General features: G+C 71.3%; 26 protein-coding genes and 1 tRNA gene. 10 read left to right on the top strand and 17 right to left on the bottom strand.

Going from position 1 to position 24,790, the window contains the following annotated elements:
- Positions 1-100: 100 nt before the first annotated feature.
- Positions 101-811, top strand: a complete 711-nt coding sequence (locus GA0070612_RS06875; protein ID WP_088987163.1) for a class I SAM-dependent methyltransferase — start codon at positions 101-103, stop codon at positions 809-811.
- 125 nt (positions 812-936) lie between these two features.
- On the opposite strand, the gene GA0070612_RS06870 is transcribed toward GA0070612_RS06875, so the two are convergent.
- A complete protein-coding gene (locus GA0070612_RS06870; protein ID WP_088987162.1) occupies positions 937-1,479 on the bottom strand; it encodes a YbhB/YbcL family Raf kinase inhibitor-like protein in 543 nt (180 codons plus the stop codon).
- A 128-nt stretch (positions 1,480-1,607) separates the two neighbouring features.
- On the opposite strand from GA0070612_RS06870, the gene GA0070612_RS31330 reads away from it, so the two are divergent.
- Positions 1,608-1,763, top strand: coding sequence for a hypothetical protein (locus GA0070612_RS31330; protein ID WP_157742434.1), 156 nt, complete (start codon positions 1,608-1,610; stop codon positions 1,761-1,763).
- A 186-nt stretch (positions 1,764-1,949) separates the two neighbouring features.
- A complete protein-coding gene (locus tag GA0070612_RS06865) occupies positions 1,950-2,393 on the top strand; it encodes a hypothetical protein (RefSeq protein ID WP_157742433.1) in 444 nt (147 codons plus the stop codon).
- A gap of 60 nt (positions 2,394-2,453) precedes the next feature.
- Here the strand turns inward: GA0070612_RS06865 and GA0070612_RS06860 are convergent.
- Positions 2,454-2,540: transfer RNA gene (locus GA0070612_RS06860), tRNA-Ser, on the bottom strand.
- Positions 2,541-2,701: 161 nt separating this feature from the next.
- On the opposite strand from GA0070612_RS06860, the gene GA0070612_RS06855 reads away from it, so the two are divergent.
- Positions 2,702-3,676: an NAD(P)H-quinone oxidoreductase gene (locus GA0070612_RS06855; RefSeq protein WP_088987160.1), complete on the top strand. Its 975-nt coding sequence runs from the start codon at positions 2,702-2,704 to the stop codon at positions 3,674-3,676.
- Here GA0070612_RS06855 and soxR read toward each other — a convergent pair.
- Both soxR and GA0070612_RS06845 read right to left on the bottom strand, forming a co-directional pair.
- Positions 3,663-4,133, bottom strand: a complete 471-nt coding sequence (soxR, locus tag GA0070612_RS06850; protein WP_088987159.1) for a redox-sensitive transcriptional activator SoxR — start codon at positions 4,131-4,133, stop codon at positions 3,663-3,665. The two genes, GA0070612_RS06855 and soxR, sit on opposite strands and share 14 nt — an antisense overlap.
- Before the next feature lie 66 nt (positions 4,134-4,199).
- Positions 4,200-4,904: a glycosyltransferase family 2 protein gene (locus GA0070612_RS06845; protein WP_088987158.1), complete on the bottom strand. Its 705-nt coding sequence runs from the start codon at positions 4,902-4,904 to the stop codon at positions 4,200-4,202.
- A 124-nt stretch (positions 4,905-5,028) separates the two neighbouring features.
- On the opposite strand from GA0070612_RS06845, the gene GA0070612_RS06840 reads away from it, so the two are divergent.
- The gene (locus tag GA0070612_RS06840) at positions 5,029-7,203 is read left to right on the top strand and encodes a glycosyltransferase family 39 protein (RefSeq protein ID WP_088987157.1); all 2,175 of its coding nucleotides are present in this window, start codon (positions 5,029-5,031) and stop codon (positions 7,201-7,203) included.
- Between the two features lie 144 nt (positions 7,204-7,347).
- On the opposite strand, the gene GA0070612_RS06835 is transcribed toward GA0070612_RS06840, so the two are convergent.
- Positions 7,348-8,547 (bottom strand): IS110 family RNA-guided transposase, encoded by a 1,200-nt coding sequence (locus tag GA0070612_RS06835; RefSeq protein WP_157742657.1) that lies wholly within the window; start codon positions 8,545-8,547, stop codon positions 7,348-7,350.
- Positions 8,548-8,938: 391 nt separating this feature from the next.
- On the opposite strand from GA0070612_RS06835, the gene GA0070612_RS06830 reads away from it, so the two are divergent.
- Positions 8,939-10,540, top strand: a complete 1,602-nt coding sequence (locus tag GA0070612_RS06830) for a ricin-type beta-trefoil lectin domain protein (RefSeq protein WP_088987156.1) — start codon at positions 8,939-8,941, stop codon at positions 10,538-10,540.
- 40 nt (positions 10,541-10,580) lie between these two features.
- Here the strand turns inward: GA0070612_RS06830 and GA0070612_RS06825 are convergent, their stop codons facing one another.
- The 6 genes from GA0070612_RS06825 to GA0070612_RS06800 all read right to left on the bottom strand — a co-directional run bounded on the left by GA0070612_RS06825 (position 10,581) and on the right by GA0070612_RS06800 (position 16,345).
- Positions 10,581-11,180 carry a hypothetical protein gene (locus tag GA0070612_RS06825; RefSeq protein ID WP_088987155.1) on the bottom strand — a complete coding sequence of 200 codons (600 nt, stop codon included), beginning with the start codon at positions 11,178-11,180 and terminating at the stop codon, positions 10,581-10,583.
- Positions 11,181-11,237: 57 nt separating this feature from the next.
- Entirely contained in the window at positions 11,238-12,704 is a 1,467-nt protein-coding gene (locus tag GA0070612_RS06820; RefSeq protein WP_088987154.1) for a sensor histidine kinase, read from the bottom strand.
- Positions 12,697-13,389: a response regulator transcription factor gene (locus GA0070612_RS06815; RefSeq protein WP_088987153.1), complete on the bottom strand. Its 693-nt coding sequence runs from the start codon at positions 13,387-13,389 to the stop codon at positions 12,697-12,699. Before GA0070612_RS06815 ends, GA0070612_RS06820 begins: the two co-directional genes overlap by 8 nt.
- 89 nt (positions 13,390-13,478) lie before the next feature.
- The gene (locus tag GA0070612_RS06810) at positions 13,479-13,991 is read right to left on the bottom strand and encodes a hypothetical protein (protein WP_088987152.1); all 513 of its coding nucleotides are present in this window, start codon (positions 13,989-13,991) and stop codon (positions 13,479-13,481) included.
- Between the two features lie 124 nt (positions 13,992-14,115).
- Complete coding sequence (locus tag GA0070612_RS06805; protein ID WP_088987151.1) at positions 14,116-15,117, bottom strand: aminoglycoside phosphotransferase family protein; 1,002 nt, start codon at positions 15,115-15,117, stop codon at positions 14,116-14,118.
- A 55-nt stretch (positions 15,118-15,172) separates the two neighbouring features.
- Positions 15,173-16,345: a thiolase family protein gene (locus tag GA0070612_RS06800; protein WP_088987150.1), complete on the bottom strand. Its 1,173-nt coding sequence runs from the start codon at positions 16,343-16,345 to the stop codon at positions 15,173-15,175.
- Between the two features lie 182 nt (positions 16,346-16,527).
- Here GA0070612_RS06800 and GA0070612_RS06795 point away from each other — a divergent pair, with 182 nt between their 5' ends.
- Entirely contained in the window at positions 16,528-16,956 is a 429-nt protein-coding gene (locus tag GA0070612_RS06795) for a PH domain-containing protein (protein ID WP_088987149.1), read from the top strand.
- Positions 16,957-16,960: 4 nt separating this feature from the next.
- Here the strand turns inward: GA0070612_RS06795 and GA0070612_RS06790 are convergent, their stop codons facing one another.
- On the bottom strand, positions 16,961-17,872 hold the full coding sequence (locus GA0070612_RS06790) for a rhomboid family intramembrane serine protease (RefSeq protein WP_088987148.1): 912 nt from the start codon (positions 17,870-17,872) through the stop codon (positions 16,961-16,963).
- Positions 17,873-17,972: 100 nt separating this feature from the next.
- Positions 17,973-18,503, bottom strand: coding sequence for a peptidylprolyl isomerase (locus GA0070612_RS06785; protein ID WP_088987147.1), 531 nt, complete (start codon positions 18,501-18,503; stop codon positions 17,973-17,975).
- An 84-nt stretch (positions 18,504-18,587) separates the two neighbouring features.
- On the opposite strand from GA0070612_RS06785, the gene GA0070612_RS06780 reads away from it, so the two are divergent.
- Positions 18,588-19,364 carry a hypothetical protein gene (locus GA0070612_RS06780; protein ID WP_088987146.1) on the top strand — a complete coding sequence of 259 codons (777 nt, stop codon included), beginning with the start codon at positions 18,588-18,590 and terminating at the stop codon, positions 19,362-19,364.
- 449 nt (positions 19,365-19,813) lie between these two features.
- Here the strand turns inward: GA0070612_RS06780 and corA are convergent, their stop codons facing one another.
- The 4 genes from corA to GA0070612_RS06755 all read right to left on the bottom strand — a co-directional run bounded on the left by corA (position 19,814) and on the right by GA0070612_RS06755 (position 23,426).
- On the bottom strand, positions 19,814-20,962 hold the full coding sequence (corA, locus tag GA0070612_RS06770) for a magnesium/cobalt transporter CorA (RefSeq protein WP_088987145.1): 1,149 nt from the start codon (positions 20,960-20,962) through the stop codon (positions 19,814-19,816).
- Positions 20,963-21,289: 327 nt separating this feature from the next.
- Positions 21,290-22,384: an aminotransferase-like domain-containing protein gene (locus GA0070612_RS06765; RefSeq protein ID WP_088987144.1), complete on the bottom strand. Its 1,095-nt coding sequence runs from the start codon at positions 22,382-22,384 to the stop codon at positions 21,290-21,292.
- A gap of 106 nt (positions 22,385-22,490) precedes the next feature.
- A complete protein-coding gene (locus tag GA0070612_RS06760; RefSeq protein ID WP_088987143.1) occupies positions 22,491-22,949 on the bottom strand; it encodes an ester cyclase in 459 nt (152 codons plus the stop codon).
- Between the two features lie 84 nt (positions 22,950-23,033).
- The gene (locus GA0070612_RS06755; RefSeq protein ID WP_088987142.1) at positions 23,034-23,426 is read right to left on the bottom strand and encodes a CBS domain-containing protein; all 393 of its coding nucleotides are present in this window, start codon (positions 23,424-23,426) and stop codon (positions 23,034-23,036) included.
- A gap of 109 nt (positions 23,427-23,535) precedes the next feature.
- Between GA0070612_RS06755 and GA0070612_RS06750 the strand changes: the two genes are divergently transcribed.
- Positions 23,536-23,988, top strand: a complete 453-nt coding sequence (locus tag GA0070612_RS06750) for an NUDIX domain-containing protein (RefSeq protein ID WP_231924488.1) — start codon at positions 23,536-23,538, stop codon at positions 23,986-23,988.
- Entirely contained in the window at positions 23,985-24,752 is a 768-nt protein-coding gene (locus tag GA0070612_RS06745; protein WP_088987140.1) for a hypothetical protein, read from the top strand. Before GA0070612_RS06750 ends, GA0070612_RS06745 begins: the two co-directional genes overlap by 4 nt.
- Positions 24,753-24,790: the final 38 nt, after the last annotated feature.

Here is a 24,790-nt window from a genome sequence, read left to right as displayed (position 1 = left end):
TTCGGCCACCCCCGATGCCCCGATTCTTCTGCCGTCCCAGCGGATGATTCACTCTGTCGGTCCAGGCACGGGTCGAGTTCATATCGTGAGGAATCGACGCATGGCAGAAATCACTGGGGATCAGCGCGTGCAGTCCGAGGTGCTGGAAGGCCTGGCGACGGCTGTCAACCACCGTCGCTGGTTCATCGAGTTGGCGGTGCCGTACCTCGGCGACGACCCCATCGAGATCGGCAGCGGCCTCGGTGACTACGCGCTGGAGTGGTCGGAGCGGCTGCCGCGATTCACTGCCACCGAGGCCGACCCGGACCGGCTGGTGCAGCTCAAGGAGCGCCTCGCCGAACGGCCGAACATCAGCGTCCGGCAGATGCTGCTGCCGCACAACGACCGGGGCGACTACAGCGCCGCCGTCTCGTACAACGTCCTGGAGCACATCGAGGACCACGTCGGCGCGCTCAGCAGCATGCGCGACCTGGTCCGACCCGGCGGCGCAGTGATCATCATCGTGCCGGCGTTCCAGTTCGCGATGAGCCCGGCCGACATCGCCACCGGGCACGTCCGCCGCTACACGAAGAAGACCCTACGGGCGGCGATGACCGAGGCCGGCCTGACCGTCGAGAAGATCCACTACGCCAACGCGTTGGGGTTGATCGGCTACTTCATGGCGACCAAGGTCTTCCGGCTGATGCCGAAGGAAGGCCCGATGGTCAAGGTGTACGACACCGTCGTCCTGCCCGCCACCAAGGCCGCCGAGCAGCTCGTCCGCCCCCCGTTCGGCCAGTCCGTCTTCGCAGTAGCCCGCGTCCCCGCCTAACACCCCACCCCACCCCGGCCCGGCCCACCCCGGCCCGGTCGATCATGGAAATGTGGTGCCAGGTTCATTCCCTTTTCGGGTGGTTTGACACCCACCACAACTCCATGATCGACGAGTCGGGGGCGTTACTCCTTGATCTGGTACGTCGGGCGGATCACCGCTCTCGCCAGCGTGTGGAACGTGAGGTTGAAGCCCACGTAGGCGGGGCTGGCGTCCGGAGTCAGATCCAGGCGCTCGACGTCCACGGCGTGCACCGCGAAGACGTACCGGTGCGGGCGGTCACCGGCCGGCGGCGCAGCCCCGCCGTACCCCTGCTCGCCGTAGTCGTTGCGGACCGAGAACGCGCCACCGAGGTCGGCGCCCGCCGCGCCACCGGCCCCGGTGGGCAGCTGGGTGACGCTGACCGGCACGTTCACCAGCACCCAGTGCCAGAAGCCGCTGCCGGTCGGTGCGTCGGGGTCGTAACAGGTCACCGCGAAGCTCTTCGTCTCGGCGGGGAAATCCGACCAGGTCAGCTGCGGCGAGACGTTCTCGCCCCCGGTGCTGCCGTGCGCGTGCCGCGCGTCCATCGGCTCGCCGTTCTGCACGTCGTCGCTCGTCAGCGTGAACGAGGGCAGCGTCGGCAGCAGCTCGTACGGGTCCGGGGCAATCGGTCGTTCCAGGGTCATCGGGACGAATCCTTCCGGTGTGCGGAGATACCAGCCTCTTCTTACCCCGCGTTGTCCCTTCCGACGAGCGGCACCGTGGTTTTCCGGAGCTACGGTGGAGTTCGGGCAGCGTTCCTCAGGGGGACATCGTGGCCGGCATCTGGCGGGACTTCGCGGTAGCTGTCCTCACCGCGTTCCGCCGCCGGGACGCACGGGCCATCGCCGACGAACGCCGACGAGCAGTCGAGCGACTGGCCGAGGAGACGATCCGCGACGAGCGGCGGCGCGCGGACCTGCCGGAGTGACCGGGGCGCGGGACGCCGCAACCCCTCCGGGACGACCAGTCGGGATGATCTGACGTCGGCGCAACCCGAGTCGTCACGCCTTAACATTGACCCCGGTCGGCGTCCTGCTCCGCACCTGGCACCAACCAGACTGGTGGGCGGGGCGGGCCGGAGCGCCCTCCGCGCGGGCGTCAAGGAGGTCGAGCCATGACGAGGAGCGTTGCCCTCGCCGCTGCCGTCGTCGGAGCTGCGGGGAGCCTGCTCTCCGCCACGGCACTTCCGTGGGCCCACTACGGCGACATCACCGTGCCGCTCACCAGATTCCCCGGCTGGGGTGGGTATGTGGGCAGTGTTCTGGCGCTGCACGCCTGCGTCGCCTGGGCCGTACTCGGTCGGACCGCCCGACCGGCGCTCACCCTGGCAGCCACCGCCGCGCTGAGTGTGGTCGCCATCGGATCGACGCTCCTCCTCGCGCTCACCTACGACGAAGCGTCGGCCCTGTTCGATGGAGTGGTCCCTGCGGTCATGCCCGGTCCCGGGCTCGGTGGCATCGTCGCCGTGGTGGCGATCCTCATCAGCAGCGGTGCGGCAGCGGTCAGCGCCGCAGGCCACCGCACAATGGCGACGACACCGGCCAACGCTCTCCCGTAGCGGAGCCGTTCACCCACTGGTGGCGTGTCGAGCAGCGGCAACGCCAGCCCGGAGCAGGAGCGGAGGGTGTGGGATTCGAACCCACGAAGACATCGCTGCCTTACCGGTTTTCAAGACCAGCGCCATCGGCCACTAGGCGAACCCTCCTGGGCCGCCACCCGCGGGCGTACGGCCACGCATAGTCTGCCACGGCTCGGTCCGGACGGCCCGGCGTCCCTCCCCGGTGCGCGGAACAGGAGCTTCGACCTGTCCACAGTGGGCCCGACGGTGCGCCTGCGCCGGCCGGGAAGATCGGGAAGACTGGGCCCATGCGAGCCATCACCATTCCACAGCCCGGTGGACCCGAAGCGCTCATCTGGGCCGAGGTGCCCGACCCGGAGCCGGGCCCGGACGAGGTGATCGTTGATGTTCGGGCCAGCGGGGTCAACCGCGCTGACCTGCTGCAACGGCAGGGGAACTATCCGCCGCCGCCGGGCGCGTCCGCGTACCCCGGATTGGAATGTTCCGGGGTCATCACAGAGGTCGGCGCGGACGTCGCCGGGTGGGCGGTCGGGCAGCAGGTCTGCGCGCTGCTGGCCGGCGGCGGGTACGCGGAGCGGGTGGCGGTGCCCGCCGGGCAGTTGCTGCCGGTGCCGGCCTGCGACCCGGTCGACGCCGGGGCGCTGCCCGAGGTGGCGTGCACGGTCTGGTCGAACCTGGTCAGGGTGGGCCGGCTCGGCGCGGGTGACACTCTGCTCGTGCACGGTGGGGGCAGTGGGATCGGCACCTTCGCGATCCAGCTCGGGGCCGCCTTGGGCGCCACCGTCCTGACCACCGCCCGGGCGGCCAAGCACTCCCGGCTGCGTGAGCTGGGCGCGTCGCACACGATCGACTACCAGGAGCAGGACTTCGTGGAGGAGGTCCGGCGGGCCACCGACGGTCGCGGCGTCGACGTCGTCCTGGACATCATGGGCGCGTCGTACCTGGAGCGGAACGTCTCGGCGCTGGCCACCGGCGGGCGGCTGGTGGTGATCGGCATGCAGGGTGGGCGCAAGGCCGAGCTGGATCTCGGCGCGTTGCTGACCAAGCGGGCGAGCGTCGCCGCGACGGCGTTGCGCTCCCGGCCCCTCGCGGAGAAGGCGGAGATCGTCCAGGGCGTACGGGACGAGGTGTGGCCGTTGATCGAGGCGGGCACGGTCCGACCGATCGTCGACCGGCGGCTGCCGATGACCGAGGCGGCGGAGGCGCACCGGCTCGTCGAGTCGAACGACCACTTCGGCAAGGTGCTGCTCACCCTGGGGTGACGGCGGGAGGCGTGTCGGCCGGTCGGGGCAGCATCAGGCGCGCGCCGGGGCCCTCGCCGGCCAGCGCGTCGCCCGGGTTGTAGAGCACGCAGCGTTGCAGGGAGAGGCACCCACAGCCGATGCAGCCGTCCAGGTTGTCGCGGAGTTCGGCGAGCAGTCTGATCTTCTCGTCCAACCGGCTCCGCCAGCTCGCGGAGAGCTGCGCCCAGTCCTGTGGGCTGGGGGTACGGCCTTCGGGAAGCGAGTCGAGCGCCGCCCGGATCTCGTCGAGCGAGACGCCGACCTGCTGGGAGATCCGGATGAAGGCCACCCGTCGCAACTCGGCGCGGGCGTAGCGGCGTTGGTTGCCACCGGTCCGGTCGGCGCGGATCAGCCCGAGTCGTTCGTAGTAGCGCAGCGCCGAGGGTGCCACGCCGGAGCGGACCGACAGCTCACCGATCGTCAACGAATCCGGCATCACCAGGTCCTTTAGTTGAAGTGCGCTTCAACTAAAGGTTAGCCCGCTCGAAAGACCCAGCGTCGGTCAGCGGGACGCGGGGGCCGGGCGTCGGCGGGCGCGCTCACGCCCGAGGATCCAGATCGCCTCGACCCCGTCCTTCCAGGTGATCTTCTTGCCCTCTTCCCGGCCACGTGCCCGGTAGCTGATCGGCACCTCGTACGGGCGGATGCGGCGACGCAGCAGCTTGCCGGTCACCTCGGCCTCCATGCCGAAGCCGCGCGAGCGCACCTCGAGCGACCGGTAGAGCGCCACCGGCATCAGCTTGAAGCAGGTCTCCAGGTCACCGATGTACGAGTTGAACAGGACGTTCGCCGCCATCGTGACGCCCTTGTTGCCCATCACGTACCAGAAGCTGTAGGCGCTGTGGCTGCCGAACGTGCGATTGCCGTAGACCACCGTGGCCCGCCCGTCGAGCACCGGGTCGAGCAGCTTGGGGATGTCCTGCGGGTCGTACTCCAGGTCGGCGTCGAGGATGACCATGTAGTCACCCTCCGCGCTGTCGACAGCCGTCTTGATGGCCGCACCCTTGCCGGCGTTGCGCTGGTGGGTGATGACCCGCAGTCGGGCGTCGTCGGCGCGGCCGAGGACCTCGCCGGTGCCGTCCCGGCTGCCGTCGTCGACCACGACCAACTCGATCTCGCAGGGATAGTCAACCGCCAACGCCTGCTTGAGGGCATCCGCGATGCGTTCTTCCTCGTTGTAGACCGGCATGAGGATCGAGAGCTTCACGGGAATCTCCACGGTGGCGACAATACGTCGGGCATAGCCTAGCCTGGCTGGTTGGCCCACCGCGTGCCGCCACCGTCGGGCCGTCGGCGTGGCGGGTTCAGGCGGATGGTGTTTACTTCCCGCCATGTCGGCTGCCGGATCCCTGCTCGCGGTGGTTCCCGCCGCCTCGGTGCTCCTACTCACCGTCGCGCTGAGGTCGCGTGCGGTCGATGCGGTCGCACCGCTGCGACTCGCCGTGGTGCGCTCCGCGCTGCTGACCGGGGTGTACGCGGTACTCGTCGTCGAGCTTCTCGGCGCAATGCACGCGCTGAACCGGCCGGCCTTCGTCACCGCCTGGCTGCTCTTCCTGGTCGTTGCCGCGGCAGCCGCCGGCCTGCGGCGACGGTCGAGCCGACCAGCGCCTCCCCCCGCCGCCACCCCACGACCGGTGCCGGTGGGCGCCGGAGTGTCCGGCGCCAGCCCGGACACGTCCGACGCGACCGTGGAGCCCGCCCCCATCAGGTCCGACCCGCCGCCGGCGCAGACCACTCGGGCGCCCTCCGGCCTGCTCGCCGTGGCGGTCGACGCCTGGCGCAGCGCCGGACGCGGCGAACGGCTGCTCGGCGGCACGATCGCCGGTCTGGTCCTGGTGGAGCTGCTGGTCGCGCTGCTCGCCGAGCCGAACAACTTCGACTCGCAGACGTACCACCTGCCCAAGGTGGAGCACTGGGTCGGCCAGGGCGACCTGGGCTTCTGGCCCACCGCCATCCATCGGCAGGTGACCATCCCGCCCGGCGCCGAGTACCTGCTGCTGCACCTCCGCCTCCTCACCGGCGGGGACCACCTGTACAACCTGGTGCAGTGGGCGGCCGGAGTGCTCTGTCTGCTGGTGGCCGCACGGATCACCGCGCAGCTCGGCGGCGGCCGGAGGGCCCAACTGCTCACCGCGTTCGTGCTGGCGACCACGCCGATGGTGGTGCTCCAGGCGACCAGCACGCAGACCGACCTGGTCTGCGCGGCGTGGGTCACCTGCGTCGCGACCCTGGTGCTGGACGGGCTGCGCCGGCGTACCGGCTGGGGCACGCTGCTCGGGTTGGGGGCGGCCACCGGCCTGACGGCGGTGACCAAGACCAGCGGCCTGATCGCGGTCGGCCCGCTCCTGGTGCTCTGGGGGTTGGCGCAGCTCCGACTCACCCTGGCCGCGAGCGCGGCAGAGACCGGCGCGGTTCGACGGCCTCGGGCGGTCGGCGGGGTGGTCCGCACGGTCGGCGGTTCGGTGCTGATCCTGCTGGTCGCGGCAGTGGTGGTCGGCCCGTTCCTGGCCCGGGTGACCGCCGAGTTCGGGCATCCGCTGGGCCCACCGCGGCTGCGCGAGTCGATCCCGATGGAACGGCACGACCCGCAGTCGATCTTGGTCAACGCCCTGCGGATCGGGCACACCGCGTTCGACACACCGCTGGCGCCGCTGCGGCGAGCCGGCGCCGAGGTGATCATCGGCGGCGCGGGTGTGATCGGCGTCGACCCACAGGACCGGGCGATCACCTTCGGTCGGGAGATCTTTCCGGAGCCGGCCTGGTACCCGGACGAGGACCGGGTGGCGTTCCCCCTGACCGGGGCACTGGCGCTGATCGGTGCTGTCGTCGCGCTCGCCCGTCCGCGCCGGATCCATCCCGAGCAGACCGGGCCGCTGCGCGCGTACGCGGTGGTGGTCCTGGCCGCCGTCCTGCTGCACACCTCGATGATCAAGTGGCAGCCGTGGGGCAACCGGCTGATCCTCTACGCGGTGGTGCTGGCAGTCCCACTGGCCGGGCTCTGGGTCGACGCGCTGCTCCGTCGACGTGGCGCACAATCGGCACGCCGGTCGGTGGCTACCCTGGCGGTGGTCACCGTGCTGGCGACCTCGGCGCTGGCCGGGGTGCTCGCGTTGTCGTACGGCTTCCCACGCCGCCTGGTCGGCTCCGGTTCGGTCTTCACCACCTCGGACTGGGACACCCGGTTCCTGCGCCGCCCGCAGTGGGCCGACGAGTTCCGTTGGGCCGCGGCGGCGGTACGCGACAGCAATGCCCGACGGGTCGGGTTGGTGCAGCAGAACGACAACTGGGAGTACCCGTGGTGGCTGCTGCTGCGGCAGCCGGACGGGAGTTCTCCCGATCTGGTGGCGTTGCAGTCGGTGCTTCCTGAACGACCGCCGGCCGACCCGTCCTCGGTCGACGCGATCGTCTGCACCGGCAGTCGCCCGGCCTGCACGAAGGTGGTTCCGGCCGGCTGGCGGTTGGAGTTCCGCGGCTACGTCGGCTACGCCCTGCCGCCGGGCCGGTAGAGCCCGCCGGGCTGCCGTACGCGCCGGCCACACCCCGCCCTCGCGTGTCGATCAAGGAGTTGTGGTGGGGCACCAATCGCCCATTGGTGTGCCGAACGGGCACCACAACTCCATGATCGCCGGGGGGTGTCCCTATGGGTTTCGTCAAGCGGGGACGGGGCTGGTCGGGCGTGGTTGGTAGGGGATCTTGTCGCGGAGCATGGCGAACAGGACGTCGCAGCGGCGTCGGGCGAGGCAGATGAGGGCGGCGTTGTGGCGTTTGCCCTCGGCGCGTTTGCGGTCGTAGTAGGCGCGGCTGACGGGGTCAGCCAGAGACGCGAACGCGGCAAGGAAGAACGCTCGTTTGAGGTTCTTGTTGCCGCCTCGGGGTGGGTGCTCGCCGCGGATGCTGCTGCCCGATCGTCGGGTGACGGGGGCGAGGCCGGCGTAGGCGGCGAGGTGGCCAGGCGTGGCGAAGCTGCTGCCGTCGCCGACTTCGAGCAGGATCCGGGCGGCGGTCCTGACGCCGATGCCGGGCATCGAGGTCAGGACCGGGGCAAGAGGGTGCGCATCAAGGATCCTCTCGACTTCTTTGGCGACCTGGTCGCGTTGCCGAAGGGTGTCGCGGAGGCTGTCGGCGAGGCGAGGCAGGATCGTCTCGGCTGCGTGGGTGCCGGGGACGGTGACGGTCTGCTCGTCGAGTGCGGTCATGATCTGTTCGACCAGGCGTTCACCCATGCGCGGCGCGTGGACGGCAGCAATCGAGAGCAGTTTGCGGCGGCCGGCCTTGCGCAGACCAGCCGGTCCGCCGCAGCGCGACAGCAGCTCCAGCACGGCCTTGTGCTGCGCTTTCGGGCCGAGGACTCGTTCCAGGGCAGGGTGGATCTGCGTCAGGAGACCACGGATCCGGTTGGACACCCGGGTGGCTTCGCCAGCGAGGTCGTCGTCGAAGCCGACCAGGACTTCCAGCTCGGCCAGAGCCTCGTCGCCGGTGTCGACCCGCCGCAGCGTGTGCGGCAGGGTGCGGGCGGCGTCGGCGATGACGTAGGCGTCGCGGGCGTCGGTCTTCGCCGAACCGGGATGCAGGTCAGCGATGCGCCGCATCGCCAGGCCAGGCAGGTAGGCCACCTGATGCCCGCACGCCCGAGCCACCGCGACCGGCAAGGCGCCGATCGAGGCGGGCTGGTCGACCACCACCAGGACCCGGCCGTGACGGGCGAGCTTGTCGAACAGCTGCCGCAGCCGGACCTCGGTGTTCGGCAACGCCGCGTCGTGCAGCCGCTTGCCGTCCGGAGCCAACCCGACCGCGTGGTGATCACCCTTACCGACGTCCAAGCCCAGGAAGACGCCATATCCCTCGTGCACCAGACCCGCCTCCACGCAACGCACCGTGGCCTCGGCCGCAGTCAGGGCGTCGGACTGCCGGCAGCCACGTTACGAAGAGACCTACCCCAACACGGGTGGCCGTGTCCCTATCAGCGGTCCGCCGACGCCACCCGACCCGGCGACAACACCCCCCGGATCATGCCTACGACAGGGGCAGGAAGTCATACCGGGCCGGGCGACCGAGGGTCCCCGGCTGGGGACGATCAAAAAGGTAACGGGTGGGGCGGGGGCGGGGGGTCCGGTTAGTCCGGTCCGGGCGGTTCGGCAGTCGGCGCGGAAGGATCCGAGGTGCATTCACATCTATGGATCTGCACGTTACCGTCTGGTAACTCAGTCGACGTCCCGCGACTGAGCCGAAAGGAGTGCGTCGATGCCTGCAATCCCCGCCAGGCCCGAACGCGCGACCCGACGACGGGCCATCACCGTCGCCGTCGCCGTCGCCGCTCTCGTCCTACCGATGCTCGCCGGACCGGCCACCCCCGCCACCGCCGCCGACCGTCCCACCGTCCAACCACTCCCCGCCAACCTCGAAGCAATCCGGGCCGCCGAGGCCACCGCCCTCTACGGCAGCCCGGCGATCCGTCCGATCGAACAACGCCGCACCGCGCTGGTCACCATGGGCGACAGCGAGATCTCCGGTGAGGGGGTCGGCAACTACGTCCCCGGCACCCACCAGGACGGCAACTGGTGCGACCGCTCGTACGACCAGGCGGTGTTCCGCACCGGCATCGCGTCGGACGCGCAGTACAACATCGCCTGCTCCGGTGCCACGCCGTGGAACCTCATCGCCGGCGGCCCGACCCAGCACAACGAGCTGAACCAGGGCGACTACCTGGGCATCAAGGCGCGCAACACGCACGTGAAGCTGATCTGGGTGGTGGTCGGCGCGAACGGTGACGGCACCATCCAGTTCGGTCCGGTCGCCACCGACTGCGCCGTTCGTCGGGTCTTCTTCCAGGGGCCCTGCTACCCCACCTACACCGACCAGTGGACGATCCGCACCGACGGCAGCCGGCGGGCCGTCGAATCCGCGCTCAACGACATCCGGCAGACCATGACGAAGGCCGGCTACCTGCGGTCGGACTACGAGCTGGTGCTGATGTCGTACCCGAGCCCGGGCAGCCCGGACGTGGAGGACAACCCGAACTTCCCGGGCTGGTACTCCGGCGGCTGCCTGCTCTACCTGGCCGACGCGGCGTTCGCCCGCAACAAGGCGGTGCCGATGTTCGAGTCGGCGCTGCGCTCGGCCGCCGCGAACACCGGCACCCGCTACCTGGACGCCAGCCGGCTCTTCCACGGGCACGAGGTGTGCACCGACAACACCTCGGTACGCGGCCTCTACATCGAGGTCGGCATCTGGAACGAGAACGCCGCCCGTCAGTCGTTCCACCCCAACGCCCGTGGGCACGGCATGTTCGCCCAGTGCATCACCCAGTTCTGGAACTCCGGTCAGGCCCGGGCCAGCTGCGTCGACCCGGCGAGCACCGGCAGCGGCGTGCTCCACCCGGGCCTGCTGGACTTCCGGCAGCTGCGCAACCTGGCCACCGGCACCTGCGTCGACGGAAAGGGATACGACTCCCGCAACGGGACCGTGCAGCAGCCGTACTCCTGTCACGGTGGGCGTAACCAGGGCTTCTGGTACGACTCGGCCCGGCGTTCGCTGCACTCGGAGCTGTCCCACGATCGCTGCCTGGACGTCGCCAACAGCTCGATGACCGCCGGCACCGCGGTCAACATCTACGACTGCAACGGCACCGGAGCGCAGCAGTTCGTCTTCTCCGGCAACCAGATCAAGCCGGCCGCCGCGAGCAACCTGTGCGTGGCGTTCGACAACCCGTTGCTGGGCAGCCCACGCCTGCGGTTGGCGAACTGCGGAAGCAGCGCCCGGCAGCAGTGGTCGTTCGAGGCCCGTACCGCCGCCAACCCGGTCGGTTACGGTCACGACGACTTCATCGGGTCGCGCGTGTACTGACGAGGATCGGGGCCCCGGCGTCGGCCGGGGCCCCGGTCGCTCACCTGGTGCGGGGGATGAGCACGAGCCGCGCCACGCCCTTGTCGCCGTCCTTCGCGCCGGCGACGCCGAGCGTCGCGCCGACCTTCACCTCGCTCGGCTGCACTGTGGCGCGTCGCTCGACCACCCGCAGGTCCTCGCCGAAGGTCCAGGTCATGGTGAAGCCGTCGGTGGACTTGACGGTCATCGAGCCGCCGTCGATCGCGGTCACCTCGCCGCGCTGCACGGCCACTGTCTGCGTACCGCCGTCCTTGGTCTTCACCACCGCCTCGCCGTGCAGGGTGTTCCTGCGCAGCAGCACGCGGGCCTGCCGGCGCTTGCGCCACTCCTCGCCGCGCTTCTCCCGGGCCTCCTCCCGGGCGGTGGGGGAGGCTCCGGGCGTCGGGGTGGCCGGTGCGGCGACGGTCTGCACGTCCAGGTCGTCGGCGTCGAAGCCCATCGCGGTCAGCGCCTGCCCCTCGACGCCCATGGCGGCGGCGACCTCGACGGCCGCCTCCCGGGCGGGCTGGCCGGCCACCTCGGCCGCGCCGCAGCCGCTGAGACCGAGCGCGACCGCCGCCAACAGGGCGGTGGTGCCGGTGGCGAATCCCCAACGTGACATGACGTTCCCTCTCGGTCAGTGGAGCCCTCAGCCTCCCCGGGAACGACGAGCGGAGCGTCAGGCCGATGTTCGGGTCAGGTAAGGATCACCGGGCAGCCGGACCGTGAAGGCGGCACCGCCCTCCGGCGCGTGCCCAGCGGTGATCTCCCCGCCCAGTCGCCGGACCAGGCCGGCGGCCAACGCCAGCCCCAGTCCGCTGCCCACCTTGCGCACCCCCCGGTACCGCTCGTGCAGCGCACCGCGCTCGAACGCCACCGCCAGGTCGTCGTCGGTGAAGCCGGGCCCGCCGTCACGGACCTCCAGCACACCGCCGGCGGCCGGGTCCGCCCCCGCCGGCCGGACCGCGAGCACCACTGGCGACCCCGGGGGTACGACCCGCAGCGCGTTCTCCAGCAACCCGTCCAGCACCTGACGGATCCGACCCGGATCGGTGTACGCGGGCACCTGTCGACCGGGTGTCTCCAACCGGAACGGCACCCCGACCGCCGCACACCGGCCGGACCAGGCCGGTTCCGCGTCCACCGCCAACCGGGTGAGGTCCACCGGCACCGGTTCGAGGGGAAAGTCGGCGGCCTCCAACCGGGCCAGCGCCAGCAGATCCCCGATCAGCCGGTCCAGGTGCTGGGCCTCGACCAGCATCGTCCGACCGGTGTCGACGGTGTCGTCCGCGCCGAGCACGCCGTCGGCGAGCGCCTCGGCGTACCCCCGGATCGCGGTCAGCGGGGTGCGCAGCTCGTGCGAGACGGACAGCAGGAACTCCCGCTGCCGTCCCTCGCTGGTGGCCAGCGCGGCGGCCAGGCCGTTCAACGCCTCGGCCAGGTCGGCGACCTCGTCCGGTGGTTCGACCGGCACCCGGACGGCGCGGTCCCCGGCGCGCAGCCGGGCGGCGGCGGTGGCCGCGACCCGGATCGGCCGGGCCAACCGGCGGGCCAGCAGCAGACCGGCCGCCACACCGGCGGCCAGCCCGGCCAGGAGCGGCAACCAGAGGCTGCGCAGCACCTGGGCCCAGAGCCCGACCGACGACGGACGGGACAGCACCACGCCGTTGCCGTTGGGCAGCGCCCGACCCTCGACCAGGGCCCGCTTCCCGTTGACGACGCGCCGGACCGACACGTTGCGGCCCTGCGCGATCCGCTGCACCACCCGCTGCGGCAGGCCCGGTCGGTCGACCGTCCCGCGCCGGATCAGGTACGCATCGATGCCCTGGTTGCGCAGTTGTTGGATGAGCCGCTCCTCGTCGGTGCTGCGCCCCCGGTCCAGTCGGGTCCGTAGCACCTCGGCGGCGAGCCGGGCCTGGGCGGCGAGCGCGTCCTGATCTCGTCGCTCCGCTCCCCGGATCGCCAACGGCACCGCCACGATCGCGGTGACCAGCACCGACACCAGTGCCACCGCGCACGTGACGAGCACCGCCCGGGCGGTCAGCGTACGACCGAGGCGGCCACGCCGAGGTGCGGCCGACGGGTTGGCGCCGACCACCGGCAGGGTCATGGTCGGCGATCCGACGCGCCCGGGACGGTCAGGCATCGACCGCGTACCCGACGCCGCGGTGGGTGCGGATCACGCTGGCCGGACCGAGCTTCGCCCGGACCTGGGCGACGTGCACGTCCACGGTGCGGGTACCGGCGTGGGCGGCGTACCCCCAGACCCCGGCCAGCAACTCCTCCCGGGTGAAGACCCGGCCGGGTCGGGCCATCAGGTGGGCCAGCAGGTCGAACTCGGTGGAGGTGAGCTGCACCGGTGCGCCCCCGACGCTGACCGTCCGGCGTGCCGGGTCGAGCGTCACCGGCCCGACGACGCGCGGCCGCTCCGCGCCCTCCGGGCCGCCGGCGGAACGGCGCAGCACGGCACGCACCCGGGCGACCAACTCCCGAGGGCTGAACGGCTTGGTCACGTAGTCGTCGGCGCCCAACTCCAGGCCGACGATCCGATCGACCTCGTCATCGCGGGCGGTGAGGAAGATGACCGGTGTCCAGTCACCGGCCTCGCGCAGCTCACGACAGATCTCGGTGCCGGGCAGGCCCGGCAGCGCGATGTCCAGAACGCAGGCCACCGGGCGTAGCCGGCGGGCGGCGCTCAGACCGGCCACACCGTCGCGTTCCAGGTGGACGCCGAACCCGTCCCGGGTGAGATACAGCCGGACCAGGTCGGCGATGGCCGGCTCGTCCTCGACCACGAGGACGAGCCCGCGGTGCGGCGGTTCGACGGTCACCGGACCATGATTGCCGACCCGGCGAGCCGGCGCGATCGGTGCGTGTTCGGGTCAGGTAAGAGCGGCGCAAGGAGCCCGGTGAGAGCTGGTCAGCTGACCGGGGCCGGGCGGAACGCGCTGGGCCGGGCGGCGGCCGGCGTGTCGCTGATCGTGGCGACGACACGCTCGCGGGGCACCCGCAGACGGGTCCGGAACGCGTGGTTGAGCAGCGCGTCGAGCTGCCACACCCGCTTCGGGTGGCTGGTACGGATGAGGAACCGTTCGCGGATCCCGTCGATCGCCGTGGCCGCCACCTCGACGCACTGCAGTCGCGGGTCCGGGCTCCAGGTCACGTTGCTCAGTTCCCGCAACTCGGTGTTGAGGTGCAGACGCAGTCGGTGCAGGAGTCGGGTCTGCTGGGTCACCACCAGTCGACGGTGGGTGAGCAGCAGCAGGTAGTCGCCGGTGACCGGACGGTCGGGGCGGCTGCATCGGGTGACCAGGATGGTCGCGTCACCGGAGCCGACGCAGCGCCGGAAGACCGGCATGTGCCGGCTCACGGTCTGCACAGCCAGGCCAGCCTCGGCGGCGGCCGGGAGGAACGTTCGGGAAAAGACGTCCATGACCTGCCCAACGACGCCCCCGACGGGGTGACGTGGGTCACGGCGGATTTTTGGAAGTTCCACGACACCGGGACGCACAGGGTGTCCGACTTCCGACTCCGACGGATCGTGGTCAGGATTCCGGCTACAACGGGTCAGCGGCGAAGAGCTCCTCCAACCAGCCGGGAACCGCGTCGGCGTACTCGGCACGCGACTCGTCCGGCGTGTCCAAGGCCCGCCGCCAGGAGAGCGAGCGGCTCACCGGCCCCAGTTGGATCGCGAGGTCGGCGGCCTCGACGAGGGTCCGACGGTCGTACCGGCCGGTCCACGCCTCCAGGTAGGCGTCCCGCAACCGGGCCAATCGGGTGTCGTCGGCCGCCGGCTTGTCGGCGTACCGAATGGACCGCAGGGTCACCAGCAGCGTGCCGAACGGGTGCGCCACCGACGCGTCGCCCCAGTCGAAGTAGCGGTATCCGTCCGGGCCCGCGAAAACGTTGCCGTCGTGCAGGTCGTCGTGTTGCACGGTGGCCGGAATCCCGATGTCGGCGAGCCGGCGGCACCGCTCGGCGTACGACGGCAGCTCCGCCCGCAACCGCTCGTACATGTCCTGGCTGAGCCCGCCCTCGGCACCGGTCAGCAGCGACCCGTGATCGTCGAGCAGCTCGGCGAGGAGGCCGGCGAGCACCTCCGGGCGGTGGTCCGGCACGCCCAGGGCGACCAACTCGTCGGCGCGCGGCGCGCTCGCCAGTTGCAGTGCCGCGTACCCGGGGAGCGCTCGCTCCCAGTGCGACAGGTCGGGGTCGCGCCCCAGCACGTCGCGCAACGACTCCCCACCGTCGGGCAGCAACGACCAGCCCTGCCTCCGGTCCACGGCGATCGGGGTCAGCACCCGGTCGGGTGTCAGCTCGGCGAGCGTCTCGACCAGAACCGCCTCGTGCACGGTGCCCGGGTTGTTGGCCTTGAACCAGACCGGACCGTCGTCGGTGGGCACCCGCCATACCAGTGACCACGGACGTACCCGAGGCTCCACCAACCCGGTCACCCGTCGGCCGGCGCGGCTCAGGTGCGCGTCCACCCAGGAGCGGGCCCGCACCTGCCACCGCTCGTCGGACCAGTCAGGGGTGCGCTCAGCAGACGTCGTCGTCACGCTGGGCACCCTAGGCGGCCCGGTCGGGCCGGGGCGACGCCTTTTCCGGCAGGTGTCAGATCAGCTCGACGATGGTGGCGTTGGCCATGCCGCCGCCCTCGCACATGGTCTGCAGGCCGTAGCGGATCCCGTTGTCCCGCATGTGCTGGAGCATGGTGGTCATGATCCGGGCGCCGGAGCCGCCGAGCGGGTGGCCGAGGGCGATCGCCCCTCCACGGGGGTTCAACCGCTGCGGGTCCGCCTCGGTCTCCGCCAACCAGGCCAGCGGGACCGGGGCGAACGCCTCGTTCACCTCGTACACCCCGATCTCCTCGATGCCCAGCCCCGCGCGGCGCAGCGCCTTCGCGGTGGCCGGGATGGGCGCGGTGAGCATGGTGACCGGGTCGTCGGCGGCGACCACGGCGGTGTGGATCCGGGCCAGGGGCCGCAGGCCGTGCCGGCTCGCCCACTCGGAGGTGGTCACCGCGAGAGCCGCGGCACCGTCGGAGATCTGGGACGCGGACCCGGCGGTCACCACGCCGTCGGGGCGGAACGGGGTGGCGAGTTCAGCGAGTTTGTCCACCGTCGTGTCCCGGCGGATGCCCTCGTCGGCGGCGAAGGTGCCGCCGTCGCCGAGCGGCACCGGCGTCAGCTCCGGGTCGAACGCCCCGGCGTCCTGGGCGGCGGCCGCCTTCTCGTGGCTGGACAGCGCGAACTCGTCGAGCCGCGTACGCGTGAGCCGCCACCGCTGGGCGATCAGCTCGGCCCCGACACCCTGGTTGAACGGCAGCGGCGCGTCGTCGGCGAAGCCCTCGACACCCCGGTACCGGTCCCGGAGCTGGTCGCTGAACGGCATTCCGTCGGCCACGCTGGAGCCCATCGGAACCCGGGTCATCGACTCGACGCCACCGGCGACCACCAGATCGGCCTGGCCGGAGAGCACAGTGGCGGCCGCGAAGTGCAGAGCCTGCTGGCTGGAGCCACACTGCCGGTCCAGTGTCGTGCCGGGCACCGTCTCGGGCCAGCCGGCGGCGAGCACGCCGTTGCGGGCGATGTTCCACGACTGTTCGCCGACCTGGGACACGCAGCCCCAGAAGACGTCGTCGACCTGGGCCGGGTCGATCCCGGTGCGCTCGGCGAGGGCGCGCAGCACGTGCGCCGAGAGATCGACCGGGTGGACGCCGGCGAGGCTGCCCCTACGCCGCCCGACCGGGGTACGCACCGCGCCGACGATGACCGCGTCACTCATGTTTACTCCCCGGTAACTTGGGCTGCCCCGATCCTAACGCCGACGCGGTGGGCCGCCACCCCACCCTCTCCGCGGGTCGATCAAGGAGTTGTGGTGCCCCACATACGGTGCAAAGTGGAATCTTTCCCCCACCACGATTCCATGATCGACGGCGGTGGGGAGGTCGCTGGCATGCTGGGCGGGTGGATGACATCACCGGACCCCGGCAGTGGCGGGTGCCGTCGACCCTGCCCGCGGCGAAACTCGCCGGTGCCGTTCTGCTGACCGCACTCGGGTTGCTCTTCGCCGACGGCGACGCGGTCCGGCTGGTGCTGGCCATTCTGACCGCGGCCGTCCTGGTCGTCTGGGCGGTACGCGACCTGGTCGCACCCGTCCGGTTGGCCGTCGATCCGAACGGACTCACCGTCGTCCGGGGGTTCGCCGGTCACCGGCTGCTGCCCTGGCCGACCATCGAGGCGATCACCGTGGACCGTCGACCGCGGTTGGGGCTGACGTCCGAGGTCCTGGAGATCGACACCGGCGAGTCGCTGCACCTCTTCGGCCGGTTCGACCTGGGCACCAACCCGGAGGAGGTGGCCGCCGAGCTGCACGCCGCCCGCCCGAACCCCTGATCGGTCAGCCGAGCAGATAGGCGGTACGGACGAGGACCAGGCCGACCAGGACCAGCAGGATGACCGCTGCGCCGACGACCTGGACGAGCGTGCGCCGACCGCGCGGCGCGTAGGCGAGCACCAGTGCCATCAGCGCACCGACCACCAGGCCGCCCAGGTGCCCGGGGATGGAGATGCCCGGCACGGTCAGGGTGAACACCAGGTTGATCACCAGGATCGGGATCACCTGGGAGATGTCCCGGCCCATCTTCCGCTCGATGATGATCAGCGCGGCGAAGAGGCCGAAGACGGCGGTGGACGCCCCGGCGGTGGCCGAGTTCTGAGCGCTGAAGAGGTACGCGGCCACGTTGCCGCCGAGCCCCCCGATCAGGTAGAGCGCGCCGAAGCGCAGCGGCCCGAGGTTGGCCTCCAACGACCGGCCGAGCACCCACAGCGCCCACATGTTGAGCAGCAGGTGAATCACGCCGTAGTGCAGGAACATCGCGGTGATCAGCCGGTACCACTGGCCGTCCGCGATGCCACCGAGGGTGCCGTCGGGGAAGACCGCCAGCCCGAGCACCGACCCCCAGTTGGTCAGCGGGGTGCTGCCACCCATCAGGCCGCCGAAGCCGGAACCGCCCACCGCCGCGTCCCCACCCCGGTCTGAGGCGATGGACAGCAGCATGAGCAGCACGTTCACGGCGATCAGGGCCTTGGTGACATAGCCGTGCCGACCGGCCGCACCGCCACCGAAGGCGGTACGCGCCGGCCGGACACTGCGACGGCCCTCGTTGACGCACTCCGGGCACTGGTGCCCGACCGACGCCTCCCGCATGCACTCCGGGCAGATCGGCCGGTCGCAGCGGGTGCACCGGACGTAGGTCTCCCGGCCGGGATGCCGGTAGCAGACCGGGGTGGTCGGCGGCGACTCGCTCACCGGGTCGACCCGCCGTCCACCGCCGCGCGAACCACCGACGCCGGACGGTGCGGTGCTCCGGAGCGCTCAATCATGCGAGCAAAGGTACCTCGCCGGTCGCTCAGGCAGCAGACCGCTCGATCTCGACCCGCTCGATGACGACGTCCTGCAGCGGACGGTCGCTCGGGCCGGTCGGGGTGTTCGCGATCGAGTCGACGACCTTCACCGACTGCTCGTCGGCGACCTGCCCGAAGATCGTGTGCCGGTTGTTCAGGTGCGGCGTCGGCGACACGGTGATGAAGAACTGCGAACCGTTGGTGCCCGGTCCGGCGTTCGCCATCGCCAGCAGGTAGGGCCGGTCGAAGCGCAGCTCCGGGTGGAACTCGTCGGCGAACTTGTAACCCGGCCCACCCCGACCGGTGCCGGTCGGGTCGCCCATCTGGACCATGAACCCGCTGATCACCCGGTGCGAGATGGTGCCGTCGTAGTACGGCCCGCTGCCCGGCTGGCCGGTGCGCGGGTCGGTGTACTCCCGGTTGCCCTCGGCCAGGTCGATGAAGTTGCGGACCGTCTTCGGAGCGTGGTTCGGGAAGAGCTCCAGCCGGATCGGGCCAGCGTTGGTGTGCAAGGTGGCGTAGACAGCCTCGGCCACGGGTACTCCTCACTCGTTGGTCAGTTCCATGCGGATCCTCCCATGTGCCCGATCTGGCATCGCGGAGGCATCCGAAGGTGGAGGATGACGAAGGAACAACTCCCAGGAGGTAGGACCGTGTTTGGATTCGGGCGGCGCAAGTCCCAGGGGCAGCTGGCGAAGGCCGAGCTGAACCAGAGCATCAGCCACCTGATGCAGGCAGCCAACCACGCCGCCAAGGGCGCTGGCGCGACCGTCGGCCCGCGGGTCCAGGTAGCCCGGAGCTACGTGGCACCGACCGCCGCGAAGGTGCGCGACCGCGCGTCGACCGGCTGGGGGACGACACTCACCACGCTGGCGCCGCTGGCGGCGGCGGCCCGTGACGGCGCCGCGCAGGCAGGGCCGCTGACCAGGAAGGCCAAGTCCAAGACCATGCGGATCACCGGTAAGAAGAAGCAGCCGCGCCGTCGCGGCTCGATGATGACCGGCCTGTTGGCGGCGGGTGCCGTCGCCGGTCTGGCCGGCGCGGTCGCGCTCCGCCGTCGACGGGAGCAGCAGGAGTGGGCCGAGTACGACCCGACCCGCACCCTGGAGCCGATGCGCGACGAGGTCGACTCGATCGAGGTGCGTACGCCGTCCGCCGCCAAGGGCAGCGACGGGTCCGCCATGGCCGGCGCGGCGGGGATGACCGGCGCGGGCAGCTCGGCGGTGGCCGGCGGTGCCAGCGCCAGCACCACCAGCCCGGCGAAGCAGACCGGCATCCGCCCGACCGACAAGGTCCCGTCGGTCGCCGAGGGTGCCACCGACGTCTCCGGTCGGCCGACCGACGACCTCACCAAGGCCCTGGGCAAGGACACGGCCCGCACCAACGGGCGGCGCTGACCACAGCGGCAGAGCATCGGGCGCCGGCGCGCGGATCACTCCGCGCGTCGGCGCTTCCGCGTCGAACGGCGCGCGGTCCTCAGGTCTCGGCGCGCGGCTCTCGGCGCGCGGCGTTCAGCTCTCGGCGCGCGGCGCGCGGCTCTCGGCGCGCGGCGTTCAGCTCTCGGCGCGCGGCGTGCGGCTCTCGGCGCGCGGCGTTCAGCTCTCGGCGCGCGGCGTGCGGCTCTCGGCGCGCGGCGTTCAGCTCTCGGCGCGCGGCGCGCGGCTCTCGGCGCGCGGCGTTCAGCTCTCGGCGCGCGGCGCGCGGCGCGGCGCATCCGCAAGATCCACTCGTCTTTCGTGACGTCGCGGCATCCCACAGACCTGGACACCCCGATCTCCGGAAAGCCGAGTGGATCACCGTGCCGGCCCGGCAGGCGCGGCCGCCCGCAGGCGCTGTCGCCGCCCGTCTAGAGCCAGCCGTTGCGGCGGAACCAGCGGTAGAGGGCCAGCGAGACGCCGAGCATCAGGGCCAGGGCCACCGGATAGCCGTACGTCATCTTCAGCTCGGGCATGTTGTCGAAGTTCATGCCCTCGACACCGGCGATGGAGGTCCAGACCGCGGCGATGGCCGCCCACGCGGCGATCTTGCGCATGTCGTTGTTCTGGTCGACGGTGACCTGCGCCAACCGCGCCTGGAGGATCGAGTTCAGCAGGTCGTCGTAGGAGTTCACCTGCTCCACGGTGCGGCTGAGGTGGTCCTGCACGTCCCGGAAGTAACGGCGGACCTCCTTCGGCACGTCCCGGTTGACCTGCGAGGTCAGCGTCATCAGCGGTCGCTGCAACGGCACCACCGCCCGCTTGAACTCCACCAGCTCCCGCTTCATCTGGTAGATCCGCTGGATCCGCCCGTGGCCGTGCCGGTCGAAGACCTCGGCCTCCAGCACGTCCAGGTCGTCCTCGATCTGCTCGGCCACCTCCAGGTAGAGGTCCACCACCCGGTCGGTCACCCCGTACGCCACCGCCCACGGGCCGTGCAGCAGCAGATCCTGCTTGGTCTCCAGGTCGGCGCGGATCGGGGCGAGCCGGCAGGCGTCGCCGTGCCGGACGCTGATCACGAAGTTCGGGCCGATGAAGAGCATCACCTGGCCGGTCTCCACGACCTCGGAGTTCTCGGTCAGCTCGGCGTGCTCGCAATACCTGGCGGTACGCAGCACCAGGAAGACGACCTCGCCGAACCGCTCCAGCTTGGGACGCTGCTCGGCTTTGACGGCGTCCTCGACGGCGAGCTCGTGCAGGCCGTAGGTCTCCGCGATGGCGGTCATCTCGGCCAGCTCCGGCTGGTGCAGACCGAGCCAGACGAAGCCGTGCTCCTCGCGGCGGGCCGCGGTCAGCGCCTCCGCGTACGTCCAGTCGCCGGGTTGCCGCTTGCCGTCGACGTAGAGCGCGCAGTCGACCACCGAGCTGCGACCGGCGCCGGTGGGGGTCGGTGCCGGTGGGGCGCCGTCGGTGTACAGGATCCGGGTCATCGCCCGGACCGGGGAGGGCCACGCCCGGGGTCGCAACACCCGACCGGTGGTCGACGGTGCCGTCCGGTCCCGCTCTGTCCGATCCGTCATCGCGTCACCTCCCGCGCTCGGCTGCGGCTTGCAGGCTACGCCGACCGCGGTCGAGTGAACGTGTGACGGCGGTCGCGTGGGGGTGGTGCCGGGTGGGCCGGGCCGCATCGGGGGGTGTGCGGGGACGACACGGCCCACCCGACACCCGTGGGGGCGGGAGGTGGTGCTGCCGCGTCATCCTGGTCGTGGCTGGCCCGGGGGAGGGTCGGGCGGAGATCTCCGCGACGTAACACGAATGACGCTCGCAGCATTGTGGGCCGCCAGCCGCCCCGGCGGGAGCCCCGGGACGGCCGGCATCGTCGTTCTGTCAGGAACCTGACAGTTCGTTCAGCTGCGGACGGCCTCGACGGCGTCCGCGAGACGACGGACCCCCTCGTCGATCCGATCGGCGGTCACCGCCGAGAAGGCCAGTCGGAGGGCGTGCCGCCCGCCGTCCAGCACGAAGTCGCTGCCCTTGACCACGGCGACCCCACGCTCGGCGGCAGCCGGAGCGAGCCGGTCGACGAGCACGTCCTCCGGGAACTCCACCCAGAGGAAGTAGCCGCCGTCGGGCTCCACGAACCGCGCCTGCGGCAGGTGCCGGCGCAACGACTCGGCGAGCACCCGGGCCCGCTCACCCAACGCCGCGCGTACCGTCTCGATGGAGCGGTCGATGTCACCGGAGACGCAGAACTGGTGCACGATCGCCTGCGACACCATCCCCGGCGAGATGTAGAGACTCGTCGCGTTCTTGGCGATGTCGGCGATCAGGTCCGCCGGACCGACCAGGTATCCGACCCGGACCCCCGGGCAGACCGTCTTGGTGAAGCTCGACGCGTGCACCACCACGTTGCGGGTGTCCAGCGAGAGCATCGACGGCAGCGCCTCGCCACGGAAGCGGATGTCCGCGTACGGGTCGTCCTCGAAGATGGTGAACCCGTACTCGGCGGCCAGGTCGAGCAACTCCCGACGCTTCTCCAGGGAGAGCGTCATGCCGGCCGGGTTCTGGTAGTTCGGGATCACGTGCGCGAGCCGGGGCCGGACCCCGGACTCCAGCAGCTTGCGCAGCTCGGCCGTGTCGAGGCCGTCCGGCTGGACGGAGATGCCGTGCAGCTCACCGCCCATCCGCTGAAGGTTGAGCAGCGTCCGGTCGTACGTCGGGCGTTCCACCACCACCGCGTCGCCGGGGCGGACCAGGTGGTCGAAGAGGAACGCGTCGGCCTGGAGCGACCCGTTGGTGACCAGCACCTGATTGGTCTCGACCCCGTGCTTCTCGGCGATCCACTTTCGCAGCGGAACGTAACCGACGGAGGTGCCGTACGCCGTCACCCCCGCGGGGTCGGCGTCGAAGGCGCGGACGGCGGCGGCCTTGAGCCCCTCGACATCGACGATGTCCAGCGAGGGAGCCCCACGGGCAAAGGAGATCAACTGCTCGGCGGTCATGGATGTTGAGCGTACGGGCGGCGACGGGGGACGCGCCGACGGCACGGCGATGTCCGCATCCTGAGCCACCGGGACGGGTGACCCGACTCCACCGGTCGGCGACAACTCAGACCGGAAGGGCGAGCGCGTCGTGGTGCGCAGCCCGGGAAAGCCCGTCAAACTGCACGCCGAGCGCATCGAGCAGGTGGCTCCAGTCGAAGTAGGAACGCCAGGCGGTGATCCGACCCTTGCGGGCCCGGACCACGTCGGCCACCTCCCAGCTCACCGCCCGGCCGGTCGGCGCGACAGTGCCGTACGGCGAGTGCAGCGTGCCGGTGTGGGTGCCGGTCAGGCGCAGCTCGACGGCGGCGCCACCGCCGGTGCGGACCGCGCCCAGCACGTCGACCCGCAGGTCCGGAAAGGCGCCGGTCCAGGTACGCAGGAGTGCGGGCAGCTCGATCGGTCGGACCGTCACGCCCGGCATGGAATAGAACGCCTCCGGGGCGTAGAGATCCGGCAGACGGGCCACATCCCGACGCAGGAGCATCGCGTACTGCTGCTCGACCAGGCGCTCCGCGTCACGCATCGGGCCCTCCCCTTGCGGGTGGCGGTCTCTCCGCGCCCGCAGGGGATGCTTACCCGTCGATCCGACCGGCCACACCTGACCCTGTCAGGTCGTCGCGACCGCCCGACTCTCCGCCCACACCCGCATGATGTCCCGAACCGAGATCGCGCCGGCGACCTCCCGACCGTCCAGCACCACCAGATGCCGGAACCCGCCCCGGGCCATCGCCGCAGCGGCCTCGGCCACCGTCCACTCCGGCCCGGCGTAGACCACGTCCCAGGTCAGGTGGGCTCCGGTGCGTTCCACGTCACAGTCCAGGCCCGCGCCGACAGCCTTCAACACATCGCGTTCGGTCATGATCCCGACGCCCTCGGAATCCGGGTCGATCACGACCGCCGACCCCACACCGCGGGCCGACATCATCCGGGCCGCCTGGCGGAGCGTGTGCTCCGGGCCGACGACGAGAACCTGGCTGGACATGGCATCCCGTACCTGCATCACACATCACTCCCTTGGGACGGTGGCATCCGGTAGGAACATGGTCGTCCGTGGATGTTTCCGGGACAAGGCCGCACCATGGCACAACCGGAACGCTCGCTACTGTCGGATGGTGTCCACCGAGCCCCTGCGCTGCGCCGGCGCGTTGATCGTCGACCACGACAGCCGCATCTTCTTCCAGCGACGCTCACCGCACCGACGCCTCTTCCCCAACTGTTGGGACATCGTCGGCGGCCACGTGGAACCCGGCGAGGACATCGACGCAGCTCTCCGCCGGGAGATCACCGAGGAGACCGGCTGGTTCCTCTCACACGTCCTCGACCAGGTGGGCGAGTACACCTACGTGGGCGACGACGGCCTCACCCGGATCGAGTACGACTTCCTGGTCCGCGTCGACGGCGACCTCGACCACCCGAGGCTGGAGGCCGGCAAGCACACCGAGTACCGCTGGCTCGCCGAACACGAGCTGTCCGTCCTGGACGAGCACCGCGACGTCAACGACGGGCTGATCCGGCGCATCGCGGACGAGGGTTTCGCCGCGCTGCGTTCGACAGGTCCGTGAACAGCGTCGAGCTGGCCCCACACCGGATCGCCGGGTTGCTCGCGCCGGCCGTGGACCGGGTCTTCCGGGCCGGCATGCTGGCCGGTCGCGACGGTGGCGGCGCGGTTCTGGCCCAGCGGTACGGCGGGACCGCCGCGACCGGATTCCTGGTCGACCTGCGCACCCGGCTGGCCGCACCCGGCGGCCGGGTCGACGGGCCGGGGTTCGCCGCTGTCACCCGGTACCAGGACCCGGTCGCCTGCCGCCGGGCGGTGGACAAACAGGTGGCGTACGGGATGCTCCAGCGCACCGCGGACGGCACGCTCTCCGCCAGCGAGCGCGGAGCGGCCTTCCTCGGCGAGCTGTACCAGGTGCACGCCGACGTCACCGAGGAACTGTGGGCCGGACACGACGAGCGGGTGTCCCGGATGGTGGCGGCGCTCGGCCGGCTGCTGTCGTACGCCCTGGTGCTGGCCGACGAGGAGGGCGACGACGGAGGCTCCGCCTTCACCGCGATGGCGCCCCCGTACGAGCCGGACGGCACCCCGTCGGGCGTGCTGCTGCTCAACCGGCTCGGCACGCTGCGCTACCACCGGGCCGACGCGCACGCCGCCGCCTGGGCCGCCGCCGGGCACACCGCAGCCAGCATCGCCACCCTGCCGGCCGGTCCCGAACGGACCGCCATCGAGCTGGAGACCGACCGGAGGGCCGCCGGCCCGTACGCCACCCTCGGGGCGGAGGAGCGACTGACCCTGCTCGCCGACCTCGCGGCGTTACCCGGCTGACCGGTTGACCAGAGCGGGCCGACCGACCGGCGCTATCC

It is taken from the genome of Micromonospora chokoriensis (assembly GCF_900091505.1).
Classification (GTDB): Bacteria; Actinomycetota; Actinomycetes; order Mycobacteriales; family Micromonosporaceae; genus Micromonospora; species Micromonospora chokoriensis.
This window is presented reverse-complemented; position numbering and strand designations above follow the sequence as displayed.